At 41.8% G+C, this 14,984-nt stretch carries 14 protein-coding genes; 9 read left to right on the top strand and 5 right to left on the bottom strand.

Features of this window, described 5'->3' with window-relative positions:
• Positions 1–3: 3 nt before the first annotated feature.
• Positions 4–753 (bottom strand): hypothetical protein, encoded by a 750-nt coding sequence (locus WC615_RS01880; RefSeq protein WP_372976453.1) that lies wholly within the window; start codon positions 751–753, stop codon positions 4–6.
• A 156-nt stretch (positions 754–909) separates the two neighbouring features.
• Between WC615_RS01880 and WC615_RS01875 the strand changes: the two genes are divergently transcribed.
• Positions 910–1,533 (top strand): 7-carboxy-7-deazaguanine synthase QueE, encoded by a 624-nt coding sequence (locus WC615_RS01875; RefSeq protein ID WP_372976452.1) that lies wholly within the window; start codon positions 910–912, stop codon positions 1,531–1,533.
• 39 nt (positions 1,534–1,572) lie between these two features.
• Positions 1,573–3,477: an OmpA family protein gene (locus tag WC615_RS01870; RefSeq protein ID WP_372976451.1), complete on the top strand. Its 1,905-nt coding sequence runs from the start codon at positions 1,573–1,575 to the stop codon at positions 3,475–3,477.
• Between the two features lie 124 nt (positions 3,478–3,601).
• On the opposite strand, the gene recQ is transcribed toward WC615_RS01870, so the two are convergent.
• The gene (gene recQ / locus WC615_RS01865; RefSeq protein WP_372976559.1) at positions 3,602–5,794 is read right to left on the bottom strand and encodes a DNA helicase RecQ; all 2,193 of its coding nucleotides are present in this window, start codon (positions 5,792–5,794) and stop codon (positions 3,602–3,604) included.
• A gap of 242 nt (positions 5,795–6,036) precedes the next feature.
• Here recQ and WC615_RS01860 point away from each other — a divergent pair, with 242 nt between their 5' ends.
• Positions 6,037–7,122 carry a mannose-1-phosphate guanylyltransferase gene (locus tag WC615_RS01860; protein WP_372976450.1) on the top strand — a complete coding sequence of 362 codons (1,086 nt, stop codon included), beginning with the start codon at positions 6,037–6,039 and terminating at the stop codon, positions 7,120–7,122.
• 113 nt (positions 7,123–7,235) lie between these two features.
• On the opposite strand, the gene rlmB is transcribed toward WC615_RS01860, so the two are convergent.
• Entirely contained in the window at positions 7,236–8,003 is a 768-nt protein-coding gene (rlmB, locus tag WC615_RS01855; RefSeq protein WP_372976449.1) for a 23S rRNA (guanosine(2251)-2'-O)-methyltransferase RlmB, read from the bottom strand.
• A 282-nt stretch (positions 8,004–8,285) separates the two neighbouring features.
• Between rlmB and dnaB the strand changes: the two genes are divergently transcribed.
• Positions 8,286–9,857: a replicative DNA helicase gene (dnaB, locus tag WC615_RS01850; protein ID WP_372976448.1), complete on the top strand. Its 1,572-nt coding sequence runs from the start codon at positions 8,286–8,288 to the stop codon at positions 9,855–9,857.
• 122 nt (positions 9,858–9,979) lie between these two features.
• On the opposite strand, the gene WC615_RS01845 is transcribed toward dnaB, so the two are convergent.
• Positions 9,980–10,324, bottom strand: a complete 345-nt coding sequence (locus WC615_RS01845) for a tetratricopeptide repeat protein (RefSeq protein ID WP_372976447.1) — start codon at positions 10,322–10,324, stop codon at positions 9,980–9,982.
• A gap of 75 nt (positions 10,325–10,399) precedes the next feature.
• Here WC615_RS01845 and WC615_RS01840 point away from each other — a divergent pair, with 75 nt between their 5' ends.
• The 4 genes from WC615_RS01840 to WC615_RS01825 all read left to right on the top strand — a co-directional run bounded on the left by WC615_RS01840 (position 10,400) and on the right by WC615_RS01825 (position 13,336).
• Entirely contained in the window at positions 10,400–11,140 is a 741-nt protein-coding gene (locus tag WC615_RS01840; protein ID WP_372976446.1) for an electron transfer flavoprotein beta subunit/FixA family protein, read from the top strand.
• A gap of 31 nt (positions 11,141–11,171) precedes the next feature.
• On the top strand, positions 11,172–12,149 hold the full coding sequence (locus WC615_RS01835; protein WP_372976445.1) for an electron transfer flavoprotein subunit alpha/FixB family protein: 978 nt from the start codon (positions 11,172–11,174) through the stop codon (positions 12,147–12,149).
• Between the two features lie 31 nt (positions 12,150–12,180).
• Positions 12,181–12,780: a bifunctional nuclease domain-containing protein gene (locus tag WC615_RS01830; protein ID WP_372976444.1), complete on the top strand. Its 600-nt coding sequence runs from the start codon at positions 12,181–12,183 to the stop codon at positions 12,778–12,780.
• A gap of 184 nt (positions 12,781–12,964) precedes the next feature.
• Complete coding sequence (locus WC615_RS01825; RefSeq protein ID WP_372976443.1) at positions 12,965–13,336, top strand: hypothetical protein; 372 nt, start codon at positions 12,965–12,967, stop codon at positions 13,334–13,336.
• A gap of 100 nt (positions 13,337–13,436) precedes the next feature.
• Here WC615_RS01825 and WC615_RS01820 read toward each other — a convergent pair whose 3' ends face one another.
• Positions 13,437–14,045, bottom strand: coding sequence for a porin family protein (locus tag WC615_RS01820; RefSeq protein WP_372976442.1), 609 nt, complete (start codon positions 14,043–14,045; stop codon positions 13,437–13,439).
• A gap of 197 nt (positions 14,046–14,242) precedes the next feature.
• On the opposite strand from WC615_RS01820, the gene WC615_RS01815 reads away from it, so the two are divergent.
• Positions 14,243–14,984, top strand: a 742-nt coding sequence (locus tag WC615_RS01815; RefSeq protein ID WP_372976441.1) for an MFS transporter, incomplete at its 3' end; no start/stop codon positions are given.

Genomic DNA, 14,984 nt, shown 5'->3' with positions numbered 1-14,984 from the left:
TCGCTAAAAATCTATTTTAAGGTTCATTAAAGCGGGATTCTTCATCACTTCGTCCATACTGGTTACCAGGGTTACCGTTCGCCTGTCGGCAGATAGTATGGCTTTTGAATTGTTCATTTTTTTAACCGGTTTGGCAAAATTAAGCACTACTTTATAAGGCATATCTATTAACATGGCTTTGGCCATGGCAAATTTAGATCCCGCTTTTTTCAAAAAAGCATTGAATTTAACCTTGTCTATAATACGGTAAAATTTGTGGTCGGTTATTTCGTAGCTGTAGTAACTTTGCCCGGTTATGAGTGGCTGTGCATCAAATGATTTTTTGGTTACATTGGTGATCGGGCTATTCATTGATATGTTACTCAGGTGCTCCAGGTAATACTGCAAATCGGCGGCATCTTTTGCTTCGTGTTTAATGCTCACCTTCATCAGGCTCTTTTTCAGGTCCATTTTAATAGCCAGATCGCTACCTTGCGCCATCTTTGCTTCTTCGGTGGTCATTTTTTGGGAGATGCTATCGGGAAGGGCGCTGTAAAAGTTAAGAGTGGTGTCCTTAACCAGGCTAAACTGGGGTGTTTCGCGAACAGAATCGGTCATTAGGTTTACCAATACCGATACGGCTTTGCTCATATCAAAACCGTATACCACGTTGCATGATCCATTAGGCTTAAAATCGTAATGCTCTTCAATATCAACGCACGAAGTGAGGCAGAAGAATGCAAAAAATACAAGGGGTATGTATAGTTTCTTCATACGATAAATTTCAAGTAATAATAGTTAAATTTACTGAAATAGAAATTTTTATAATACTTTTTTATTGTTAAAATGTCAATTTAACAATAGCCTTAAAGCTCAGGCAGTATTTACCTTTATCGTTTCGGCACAAAAGTGTACCTTTGCGCCCTTATTATGGCACACCAGGTTCCGGAAGATGGCACGTTGCTTCCTTTAATGGAAGAGTTTTATACGATACAGGGAGAGGGATATAACACAGGCAAAGCAGCCTATTTTATCCGCCTTGGCGGCTGCGATGTGGGCTGCCACTGGTGCGATGTAAAAGAAAGCTGGGATGCCGAACTGCACCCGCTTACAGCTGCCGATACTATAGTAGACAACGCTACTAAATTTCCTTCAAAAGCCGTTGTTGTGACCGGTGGTGAACCTCTGATCTATAATCTTGATTATCTGACCCAAAACCTGCAACAAAAGGGTATTAAAACCTTTATTGAAACATCAGGCGCTTACCCCCTTTCGGGTAACTGGGACTGGATTTGCCTGTCGCCCAAAAAGTTTAAGGCCCCCACACAACAGGTTGCCGATAAAGCACATGAGCTGAAGGTGATCATTTTCAATAAATCTGATTTTGCGTTTGCCGAGCACCATGCTAAGCTGGTTGGGCCGAATTGTAAGCTGTACCTGCAGCCCGAATGGTCAAAACATGCGGAGATGACCCCGCTTATTGTTGATTATGTAATGGCCAACCCACAGTGGGAAATATCACTACAAACCCATAAGTACTTAAATATCCCGTAATAGTGTAACTTAGTATATTGATTATCGTATCAGTAACTAATGTTTAAAACCTATATTCTGCTTTTTTTATTGGTGGTACTGTCTGTAAATGTTTCTGCCCAGCAAAGGCGGTATTCAACTACAAATGAGGAGGCTATAAAGTATTATGCCCTGTCAAACCAAAGCCTTGATGATCATTTGTATGATGAGGCCATAGCACAACTGGAAAAAGCCATTGGCATTGATAAGAAATTTGTTGAGGCACACGCCCAGTTGGCCGATGTTTTACGGATGAGGCATATGTACCAGCCTGCTGTAACGCATTTTTTAAAAGTGATTGAGCTCGACCCGGAATACAACCGCTCGGTTTATTTAAAAGCTGGCGATTGCGAGATTAGTAGCGCTATGTATGAGCCGGCGTTGCGCCACCTGGAAAAATATATTACTTATCCCGGCATCACCGCGCAAAATATGGCTTATGCACAAAAACTAATAGCCGATTGTAAGTTTAGCATACAGGCATTAACCCACCCGGTAGCCTTTGTACCCGTAAACATGGGGCCCGAAATTAATACTGCTACAGATGAGTATTTGCCTGTTGCCACGGCCGATGAAGGCACTCTTATATTTACCCGTAAGATAGATAATAACGAAGATTTTTATAAAAGTAATAAGTTAAATAGCAAGTGGCAAAGTGCTGTATACCTTAGTGATATAATTAATACATCCGCCTATAACGAAGGCGCTCAATCCATTTCGCAAGATGGTAAATATTTGTTCTTTACGGGCTGCAACCGGCCCGATGGTTTAGGCAGGTGCGACATTTACATTGCCCAGAAAAAAGGCGACGACTGGGCAAAACCATTTAGCCTGAGTGCCCCTGTCAATACATCCGGTTGGGAAGCGCAGCCCTCTATTAGTGCCGACGGGCGTACCCTGTATTTTGTAAGCAACCGTAAAGGCGGCTATGGCGGCTATGATATATGGAAATCAAACCTTACCGATAAAGGCTGGGGAGCGCCGGAAAACATGGGCCCCGAGATCAACACGGCTTACGATGAGCAATCACCTTTTATACACCCCGACGATAGCACCTTTTACTTTTGCAGCAACGGCTGGCCGGGTATGGGCGGTAAAGATCTTTTCATAAGTCGCCTCGGCAAGGATGGTAAATGGCAGAAACCCGAAAACCTGGGCTATCCTATTAATTCAAGCGGTGATGAGAATGGTTTAACGCTTACAGCGAATGGCTCATCTGCATTTTTCTCATCAAATAACTTAAAAGGTTTTGGCGGGTATGATATTTACACCTTTGAATTGCCCGCTAACCTGCGCCCTAACATCGTAACCTATGTAAAAGGTACAGTTGCTGATAAAAAAACCAAAACCCCGCTGGAGGCCGCTGTAGAGATCATAGACCTGCAAAAAAACACTCCGGTGTACCAGGATTACAGCTCGGAAGATGCGGGTGAGTTTTTGGCTACTTTATCCGCTGGCAAAAACTATGGTTTAAACATATCAAGGGAAGGTTACCTGTTTTACTCGGATAATTTTTCACTGATGGGGTTGAAGGACAAAAAGGCATTTAATCTTTCGGTGCTGTTATCGCCTATTGAAGTGGGCAACAAAGTGATCTTGAAGAACATCTTTTTTGACACCAATAAGTTTGAACTAAAAGCAGAATCGAAAGCAGAACTGCAAAAATTGATAGAATTTTTACAACAGAATAAAACTGTACGGATTGAAATATCGGGGTATACCGATGATGTAGGTACGCATCAAACCAACGTAGCCTTGTCAGAAAAACGGGCCAATGCTGTTTATCAATACCTCTCGGCAAACGGAATTGTTGCCACAAGGTTAGTTTATAAAGGTTACGGTGAAGACCAGCCAATAATGCCTAATACATCCGAGGATAATCGCGCGTTGAACAGGCGTACGGAGTTCATGATTATAGCGAAATAGCTTTTTTACCACAAAGAACGCTAAGATCTGCAATTTGTATAAAACACAAAGGTCACAAAGAATAAATCTCTGTGACCTTTGTGTTTTTATCTTTGTGTACTTTGTGGTTAACTTGCGTTGTAGCTTAGTTTCCTACTTCCGACAGGAATTTTATGCGCATTAACTGCACCTCCTCGCGGGTGTAATCATCAGATCCAAGTTCAGCCAGTGCATCGTCAATAGAATCAACCTCGGCTGACTTAAAGTAGTCGAAAACCTCTTCCTGCTTATCCTCATCTATCATTTCATCAATGTAATAGTTAAGGTTAAGCTTGGTGCCTGAGTTTACAATGGTTTCCACCTCTTTCAGTATTTCCTCGTAAGTAAGGCCTTTTGAAGCCGCTATATCATCAAGGTTTAAATGCCTGTCGATGTTTTGAATAATGAAAACCTTAAGGGCCGATTTGTTAGCGGCACTTTTGATCACCATATCAACCGGGCGGTCAATATCATTATCCTCCACATATTTCTTGATCAGGTCGATGAACGGCGCGCCGAATTTTAACGCTTTGCCTGCTCCTACACCCGAGATCTGTTTCAACTCCTCTGTGTTAATTGGATAATGCGTACACATCTCCTCTAACGACGGATCCTGGAATATAACAAACGGAGGCAGGCCTTTTTGTTTAGCCAGCTTTTTACGCAGATCTTTCAACATCTGCAGTAGCTCTGTATCTAAGGCACCACCACCCTGTTTAGGGCCGTCCTCGGCTTCATCCTCGTCTGTTGGGCCCATTTCCTGGTTTAACAGGAAACGGATGCTGTAAGGGTTCTCTATAAACGAGTTACCGGCTTTTGTTAAATGCAGTAAGCCGTACTGGTCAATATCTTTAGACAGGAAGTTATTTAGCAGCGCCTGGCGCATCAGCGAGTTCCAAAGGTTCTCGCCCTGCTCCTTGCCCGAGCCAAAGTAGTCCAGTTTATCATGTTCGTAGTTTTTAACCTGGGCATCATCCTTACCCATTAAAATATTGATGATGTGGCAATCGTCAAATTTCTCGCCTATGAGTTTGATGAGGCTTAACGCCCTGTGCAGATGCTCTTCGCCATCAAAATGTACTTTTGGCCCACAGCAGTTGTCACACATGTTGTTGCAACCGGCTTCGTTAAAATTCTCGCCAAAGTAGTGCAGCAATTGTTTACGGCGGCATACAGACGATTCGGCGTAATCTATTACCTCTTTCAGTATCTGTGTACCTATCTCCCGTTCTGCAACGGGCTTATCCTTCATAAACTTTTGCAGCTTATCAATATCCTTGCCCGAGTAAAATGCTACACATACACCTTCGCCACCATCACGGCCGGCACGGCCGGTTTCCTGGTAGTAACCCTCCATGCTTTTTGGCATATCGTGGTGTATCACGTAACGTACATCGGGTTTATCTATACCCATACCAAAGGCTATGGTAGCCACAATAACGTCTACATCCTCCATCAGGAACTTGTCCTGCGTGTCGGCGCGTACTTTGGGGTCTAAACCCGCGTGGTATGGTAATGCTTTTACACCGTTAAGGTTTAGGGCTTCTGCTACTTCCTCAACCTTTTTACGGCTAAGGCAATAGATGATACCTGATTTACCCTGGTTTTGCTTTACAAATTTAACAATTTCTTTTATAGCATTTCGCTTTGCCCTAACCTCATAAAACAGGTTGTTGCGGTTAAAAGATGATTTATAAACCGTAGCATTATTCATTTGCAGGTTCTTTTGAATATCCTGCTGTACTTTTGGCGTTGCGGTAGCGGTAAGGGCTATAATGGGTATATCATCACCTATATTGCTGATAACCTGGCGTATCTTGCGGTACTCGGGGCGGAAATCATGCCCCCACTCAGATATACAGTGCGCCTCATCAACGGCAACAAACGACACCTGGTTCAACCTTAAAAAATCAACATTCTCTTGCTTGGTCAATGATTCGGGCGCTACATAAAGTAATTTAGTTTTGCCGCTTAATACATCGTCTTTAACCCTTAAAATATCTGCTTTTGTTAACGAGGAGTTTAGGAAATGTGCAATGCTGTCTGAACCACCAAAGGCCCTTAGCTGATCTACCTGATTTTTCATCAGGGCGATGAGCGGAGAGATCACAATCGCTGTGCCCTCGCTCATTAATGCAGGTAATTGATAACACATGGATTTACCACCACCGGTAGGCATAATCACAAAAGTATCGTTCCCCGCTAAGATGTTCGTTATGATCGCTTCTTGCTCACCTTTGAAGTTATCAAACCCGAAAAAATTTTGCAGGTTATCAAAAAGCGACTTTTTAGTCTCAATCATTATTTACTTGTGCGTTTGGAATTATGGTTCAAAATAACAAAAATTTATAAATAAACGATGCGTTTCGTTAAAAATTTTATACTAAAATGATTATTTGATTAAAAACAATTTGTTTATTTATCGCTTTTAGAATTGGTAAAATCCACAATTAAATATTTTAGTTTTACCTGATATTAAATTTACAAATTAATGCACATATTTAGCATGGATTTGCCAAATTAAAATCTACAACTTATATAATGAATAAAAACTATTATGCTATCATTATGGCTGGCGGAATCGGTAGCCGTTTTTGGCCAATCAGCAGAACATCGCATCCAAAACAGTTTATAGATATACTGGGTACCGGCAAAACACTAATACAAAATACTTACGAGCGCTTCCTCAAGGTGTGCCCAAAAGAAAATATATACGTTGTAACAAACGAGAATTATACCGGCCTGGTTAAAAAACAGTTGCCTGATATGGAGGATCAGCAGATACTGACCGAACCTGTGATGCGCAACACAGCGCCCTGCGTGGCATACGGCTGTTTTAAAATAGAAAGCATGAACCCTGATGCCGCTATTGTTGTAGCGCCCTCAGACCATCTGATACTTGACGAAGCGGCTTTTATTGCCACTATAGAAAAATCATTAGAAACTGCTTCGAAAAATAATTGCCTGATAACCCTGGGTATTAAACCCTCACGCCCCGATACCGGTTATGGGTACATCCAATACACCGACCAAACCCTGAACGAGGATTTTCATAAAGTAAAAACCTTTACCGAGAAACCAACCGTTGATATTGCGAAAACCTTTATCCAAAGCGGCGACTTTTTGTGGAACGCAGGGATCTTTGTTTGGTCGGCTAAAACCATTGTGGCGGCATTTGACAGCCACCTGCCCGAAATGCACGAGATATTTGCCGAAGCACGCTCGGTATACAACACCGACGATGAAAAAGAGTTTGTACACAAGGTTTACCAGCGCTGTATCAATATCTCTATCGATTATGGCATTATGGAGAAGGCATCAAACGTGTACGTACTGCCCTCAGAATTTGGCTGGAGCGACCTGGGCACCTGGGCATCTATTTACCAGCTTGCCGATAAAGATTACGTAGGCAATGCCGTTATCCCGTCAGACAAGGTTATTATGTACGATAGCAGCAACTGTATGGTGAACGTGCCCAGCGAAAAGCTTGTGATACTACAAGGCCTGCATGATTTTATTGTGGTTGAAGCCAACAATACCCTGCTCATCTGCCCGCGCGACCAGGAACAGAACATCAAGCAGGTAGTAGCCGATGTGAAAAATAAATTTGGGACGAGATACATTTAGGGAGAGAATCAAGATTTTTAGAATCTTGATTCAAGACCGAAAAAATAAAGAAGCCCGGCTAATGTTTAGCCGGGCTTTCTTATGTCTTAATTCTTGAGTCTTATATCTTGATTCTAATTCGCGGCTTGTCTCTGTCTTATAGCTTCGTAAAGGATCACCCCGGTTGACACCGATACGTTAAGTGATTCTATCTCGCCAAACATCGGGATCTTGGCCAGGTGGTCACTAATGCGGATGATCTCATTGCGGATGCCGTCTTCTTCCGACCCCATGATGATGGCCGTTGGGGCGGTGTAATCGGGCGTATAGATATAGTCGTTGGTTTTTTCGGTGCAGCAAACCAGTTGCAAGCCCGATTCCTGGAGGAATTTTACGGTTTGCATAAAGTTATCGTGCCTGCATACCGGGATCTTGTATAATGCACCTGCCGATGTTTTAATAGCATCGGGGTTTATCTGTGCCGAACCTTTTGCAGGTATCACTATAGCATGCACACCGGCACATTCAGCCGTACGGGCAATGGCGCCCATGTTGCGTACATCGGTAATGCTATCCAGCACCAAAACTAAAGGCACTTCGCCCCTTTCAAAAACGTCGGGTATAATATTTTCTATTTTTTGGTAGATGATTGGCGATATGAAAGCGATAGCACCCTGATGGTTTTTCATGGTGATTCGGTTCAGTTTTTCAACCGGCACCTGCTGTGGGGTTATGTTGTATTCGTTGGTTACATCGCGCAGCTCATTTAACAAGCCTCCACCCAAACCACGTTGTATATATAGCGCCTCAATTTCTTTACCTGCAAGTATAGCTTCTATCACCGCCCTGATGCCAAAAACCATTTGGTTGCCTTCGCGTACAGGTTTAGAATTATATGTCATTTTCTTTAAAATTATTTCGCCAAAAGTACCTAAATTAACTGATTTAACGGTTATTGAACTTACTTCAGTTTGGGTATTGTTGATAATACTTAACAATGTACAATACTTATAAACATATATGTAAATGAGGTACTTATAGCGTTATTAACACGTTATAAACATACGATGTTAATTACGGACGCCGAAATTTATAGTGCTGATAATGTTTTCATTATGTTAATAACTCATTTGTTAGCGATTTAAAAACAGGCGGGAACATTTTTTATATATTTTTGTTGAGTTATGAATTTCGAGAACGATAGCCCTAATTACAAGCAAAACACTGACCGTAAAAGCAGGTTTACAAATGCCACCCCATCTTATCCGGCAAACGGCAAATTACAGCCACAGGCGCTCGATCTGGAAGAAGCTGTTTTAGGTGCTTTAATGCTTGAAAAAGATGCGCTATCTTCAGTAATTGACGTACTTAAACCTGAGGTTTTTTACGATGTAAGACACCAAAAAATATTCAGTACAATAGCCATCCTTTTTGAAAAAACATCGCCCGTAGATATTCTTACTGTAACAGCACAGCTACGCCAGCAGGGCGAGCTTGAAATGATAGGCGGTGCATACTATATTACCGAATTAACCAACCGCGTAGCATCAGCTGCCAATATTGAGTACCACTCGCGTATCATCATCCAAAAATATATCCAGCGCGAACTGATCCGCATCTCTACAGATGTAATAAGCATGGCATATGAGGATAGCGCCGATGTACTGGAAATGCTTGATAAGGCCGAAAAAAACCTTTTTGAGATAGCCCAGAATAACCTTCGCCGCGATTCGCGCAAAATGGACGACCTGGTGCACGAGGCTTTAAAAGATATTGAGGCTTTAAAAGATAAAAAAGATGGTTTAACCGGTGTTGCATCAGGCTTTACAGATCTGGACAGGATGACCTCGGGCTGGCAAAAATCCGATTTGGTGATCATCGCTGCCCGCCCCGCGATGGGTAAAACAGCGTTTGTATTGAGTTGCGCCCGTAACGCTGCGGTTGATTTTGATAAACCGGTTGTTGTGTTCTCGCTGGAGATGTCGTCTGTCCAGTTGGTTAATCGTTTAATATCCGGCGAAACCGAAATTGAGCAGGAAAAGATCCGTAAGGGCACACTGGAAGAATGGGAATGGCAACAGATCCACTCAAAAATTGGCCGCCTTGAAGCCGCCCCTTTAATTATTGACGATACACCATCACTAAACATATTTGAGTTCCGCGCTAAATGCCGCCGTTTAAAATCTCAACACGATATCCAGCTCATCATCATTGACTACTTGCAGCTAATGCAGGGTAAAGCTGAAGGTAAAGGCGGTGGTGGTAACCGCGAGCAGGAAATTGGTAGTATATCGCGTGCATTGAAAACCGTGGCCAAAGAATTGAACGTACCGGTTATTGCCCTGTCGCAGTTAAGCCGTGCGGTTGAGAACAGGCCGGGTGGTTCAAAAAGGCCGATGCTATCAGATTTACGTGAATCTGGTTCTATTGAGCAGGATGCGGATATGGTATTGTTCCTTTACCGCCCTGAATACTACGGGTTAGATGTGGATGAGGACAACAACCCTACCCAGGGCGTTGGTGAGGTTATCATAGCCAAGCACCGTAACGGTGAAACAGGCCGCGTAAGATTGAAATTCGTTGGTAAATACGTGAAATTTACGGATCTTGACCAGGGCATGGACAGCTTCCCGGCAGCCGGTGGCAATAATGCCTTTACAGGCCTTAACCCATCACCTGACTTTGACAGCAAACCAAGTAACTTCATTATCCGCCCATCGCGGATGGATGATATTGATGATGAACCACCGTTTTAAAAAGACTTTAGAGTCAAGATGTAAGAATCAAGACAGAGCTGCATATAAGAAAGCCCGTTTAACATTAAACGGGCTTTCTTTTTTCTAAGTCTTGGCTCTTGATTCTTATTATCTTAACTCTCTTAATAATCTTCATCATCATCTTCCTCAAAGCCTTTGGCCGAGCGGTAAACGGCTTGCAGTTCGCTAAAAGCGTGCATATCGCGTTTGGCTTTTGTTATCTCCATACCCTTCTCATAAGTGCTTATCGCGTCGTCTTTACGGTTAAGGGCCTCATACAGTTTACCCAAATGATAGTAGGTGCCGGTATAATTTGGGTGGTTGTTCACCAGGTCTTCGTAATAGCTCAGTGCTTTTTCGCTATCGTTAAGTCGCAGGTATTCAGTAGCCAGCGCATATTTTAAAAATTCATCTTCGGGCTCGTTCTGTATAAACGCTAACAGCTTATCTAATCTGCTTATCTCCATTTTAAACTCTCTCTTTTTTAACTAAATTTGCAGTATCCTAATTACTAATACCTGTAAAAATATAAACCAATTATAATGAGCAAAATACTGGTATGTATCAGCAATGTTCCGGATACTACGACAAAAATAACCTTTACTGATAACAACACCCAATTTAATACAAATGGTGTTCAGTTTATTCTTAACCCATACGATGAAATTGCCCTGGCGCGCGCTATCGAATTAACCGATGGCGGCAAAGGCAGCGTAACCGTTATAAACGTTGGCGAAGCCAATACCGAAGCCACCATTCGTAAAGCATTAGCCATTGGCGCTACCGATGCCGTACGCATCAACGCTAAACCGCATGATGCCTGGTATGTGGCGTACCAAATAGCCCAGTACGTTAAGGCAAACCCTTTCGACCTGATACTGACCGGTCGCGAATCTATCGATTACAACGGCTCTAAAGTTGCCGGTATGCTGGGCGAACTGTTAGACCTGCCATCGGTATCCATTATCAAAAAACTGGATGCTACAGATAGCGAAGCCACTGTTGAACGCGAGATTGAAGGCGGCAAAGAAGTGCTAACCATTCCATTCCCATTTGTAGCGGGTTGTGCCGAAGGTGTTGCCGAGCCAAAAATACCAAACATGCGTGGTATCATGAGCGCACGTACCAAACCGTTGGCTATTGTTGAACCTGTTGAGGTGCAAACTTTATCAGAGATCATCAGTTATGAAACCCCTGCCCCACGCGGCCAGGTGAATTTAGTTTCGGCAGATGATGTTGCTAAACTGGTTGACCTGTTACACACAGAAGCAAGGGTTATTTAATAAAAGGATTTTAACGATCAATATTTCATATATGTCAGTTTTAATATACGCGGAGAATGCGGGCGGTAAATTCAAAAAATCAACTTTTGAAGCAGTATCATACGCCAAAGCAATTGCCGGCCAAAATAACACAAACCTTATAGCCATATCTATTGGTGATGTTGCCAAAGATGATTTGGCCGCCCTTGGTAAATACGGAGCCGAAAAGGTTTTAAACGTAAGCAACGATAAACTAAAGAATTTTGTGAACCAGGCATACGCATCGGTTATTGCTGAGGCTGCAAAGGCTAACGGTGCAGATATTGTTGTGCTTTCAAATTCATTTAGCGGCCGTGGCCTTGCCCCACGTTTGGGTGTTAAGCTGCAGGCTGGCGTTGCCGATGGCGCAGTTGCACTGCCCGAGCAGAATGGCGGTAAGTTTACGGTTAAAAAAACAGCCTTCTCCGGCAAAGCGTTTGCCGTGGTTGAATTAACCTCAGCAAATAAGGTTATTGCACTTACACCAAACTCTTATAAAGTGGTTGAAGGCGGTTCGCCTGCACCGGTAGAAGATTTTAGTGTCGAAGCAAAAGCATCCGACTTTAAAGAGATGATCAAAGATATCGTACGCTCTACTGATAAGGTTTCATTACCTGATGCGGAGATTGTGGTATCAGCAGGTCGTGGTATGAAAGGCCCTGAAAACTGGGGTATGGTTGAAGAGCTTGCCGACTTGCTTGGCGCGGCTACGGCCTGCTCAAAACCGGTATCAGACGCCGGATGGCGCCCACATAGCGAACACGTTGGACAAACAGGTATAGCTGTCAGTCCAAATTTGTATATTGCGATAGGTATTTCGGGGGCGATACAGCACCTTGCGGGTATCAGTTCATCAAAAGTTATTGTGGTAATAAACAAAGATGCCGAAGCACCGTTTTTTAAAGTAGCAGATTATGGCATCGTAGGCGATGCCTTTGAAGTGTTACCAAAATTAATTGCTGCAGTTAAAGAGTACAAAGCAACAGCTTAAAAAATAATATATCGCCGTGATGGGTAATGACATGAAAAAGATTAAGCTGGATATTGTAGGGTTATCCTACAGCCAAACACAATCCGGCGCGTATGCTTTGGTATTGGGCGAAGTTAGCGGGCGCCGCAGGTTACCTATTATTATAGGCAGTTTTGAGGCGCAGGCTATTGCTATCGAGATAGAAAAAATGACCCCGAGCCGCCCCCTTACCCATGACTTGTTTAAAAGTTTAGGGCAGGCATTTAATATTACTGTACAGGAGGTAATTATTTACAACCTGGTCGACGGCATATTTTACTCAAAGCTTATTTGCAGCGATGGTAAAAAAATAGTGGAGATAGATGCGCGTACCTCTGATGCTATTGCAGTATCGGTAAGGTTTGAGTGCCCTATTTATACTTACGAGTTTATCCTATCAAGCGCGGGGATAGTAATTGAAGGTAACGACTTTGTTTACCTGGAGAACATTAACGAAACACCCGAGGAAAAAACACATTCATCTGCAGCGGGTACTTATGCTTCGCTAAGTGAGGATGAACTAAAAAGTAAACTTCAACAGGCGCTGGCCGAAGAAGCTTATGAAAAAGCAGCCAAGATACGAGACGAACTCACCAAGAGAAAGTCGTCATAAAAACAACAAAAAAGGATACCAGAACGGTATCCTTTTTTGTTTACACATATCGGGTGTCAACTGTTAAATTACGTATATAATGTGCTTAATATGAAATAATATAGAATATATTAATTATTGATATATTTTTCTTGTTTTAATACTTTATGATATTTAACTTGGTGTTAAACTAAAACAAATTATCATGAAAAAGATCTTACTTGTATTATTAGCAATGGTATTGTTTACAGGGGCTACTGATTTTAGTCATGCCAAAGCAACCAAACCTCCGGTTAAAACCCTCAAAGCTACGCTTAAGTTAAAGCGACCTATTTTTAATTTAAGTTGCAGCACCTGTACGTATCCTAACGATTATATTGTTTATGTTCAGTACAACCCAACACCACAAACTATTTTGAATGTAAACGTTTACGATAGTGGTAATAACTTAATTGCAAGTAACGCTTACAACGTCTTTTCATCCGTAGTTCAAACTGCAAACGGGTATACTTTTTCTAATTTTTACGTTAAGGTAGGTCCTAATATGGTAAATTCTTCGGGAGAATACAGGCGATAAAATTGTTTAACCAACATTGATTTAATTTCACCTATTCCTAAAACAAGAAAGTCCCCGGTAATTATCGGGGGCTTTCCTTTTTTAAATAATAATAAGCTTCTTAGAATTCAAAACCAATGTTAATGGCAGATAGCGTGTTCCTAACTGTAGAACCTGTATTGTTCTTAAAAATATCAGTAAGACCACCTTGGCCGTTAAGCTCGATAAACAGTTTTGTTTTTGCTGCAACAGGGAATTTTACACCAATACCCAGGTCGGCACCAAAATCGGTTGAGCTGAAAATTGGTTTCAGATCCATTCCTCCCGCTGTTTCTTTTGCGTTCAGCAAAATGCCAACATACGGGCCCAAATTTAAATACCAATTTTTTGTCCGGCCAAAATGCCAGTTAGCCAAAACAGGGATAGTAAGATAATCAACCTGGTAATTAGTAGTGATGTTGCCACCACCTGTGTTGATGTAGCCTTTGTCCCAGCCTTTTTGGTCGTAAGTTAATTTTGCTTTAAGGCTCCAGCTATCAGAAAAGTAATGATCTGCATAAACGCCTGCATTGAAACCAATTCTGTAATCATCATTGGTCATACCGCTGGCGGTTACATTGGCAAAATTTAAACCAACGTTAACACCAAATTTAGTTTCGCCTTTTGATTGTGAGAATGCTGTAGTAGATACAGCCAATAGTACAAGTACTGTAGTAAAAAATTTATTCATAAATTGTGACTTAGTTTGAACGCGAAGATAACATTTCCGTGCATAAAATCCTCTAAAAAAAGGCTTTAAATCTTATAGTTTAACACCTTTCCCATATCGCTTTATTTCACTATTTTCAGCCTTTATTTTTTTATAACTATTAATTGTTAAACCAGTGCTGTATGAATATTAAGTTTCGCTTAATACTAATGAATTTTATGCAATTTTTTATATGGGGCGCCTGGCTGCTTACCATTGGTGCGTACTGGTTTCAAAACAAACATTGGTCAGGGGCGCAATTTGGAGCCATCTTCTCAACCATGGGTATTGCGTCTATTTTTATGCCGGCAATAACCGGTATAATATCTGACAGGTTTATAAATGCCGAAAAGTTATATGGCATTATGCACATTTTGGGTGCGGCAACCTTATTTTCATTACCTCTTGTACAAGACCCAACCACGTTTTTTTGGGTATTGTTGTTAAATATGATGTTTTATATGCCTACCCTATCGCTATCTATCACGGTAGCTTACTCGGCATTAAAAAACAGTAACATTGATATTGTAAAAGAATACCCGCCTATACGTATCTGGGGAACCATCGGCTTTATTGTAGCACTTTGGACAGTAAGCTTAACCCACAACGAAACCTCATCAAATCAATTTTATATTGCTTCTGCCATATCGCTGGCTTTAGGTATCTATGCGTTCACTTTACCAAAGTGTAGGCCGTTCGCTATTAAAACAGGTAACAAATCGTTTGCTAACCTTTTGGGTTTAAACGCCTTCGCATTATTTAAAACACCAAGGTTCGCTATCTTCTTTGCATTTTCATTGTTATTAGGCGCTGCTTTACAACTTACTAATGCCTACGGCGATACTTACATACACGATTTTGCTAAAATACCTGCTTATAAAGACCTGGTGCCGGTTAAATATCCAGCTATTATTATGTCAA

The sequence above is a fragment of the Mucilaginibacter sp. genome (assembly GCF_041663085.1).
Classification (GTDB): Bacteria; Bacteroidota; Bacteroidia; order Sphingobacteriales; family Sphingobacteriaceae; genus Mucilaginibacter.
This window is presented reverse-complemented; position numbering and strand designations above follow the sequence as displayed.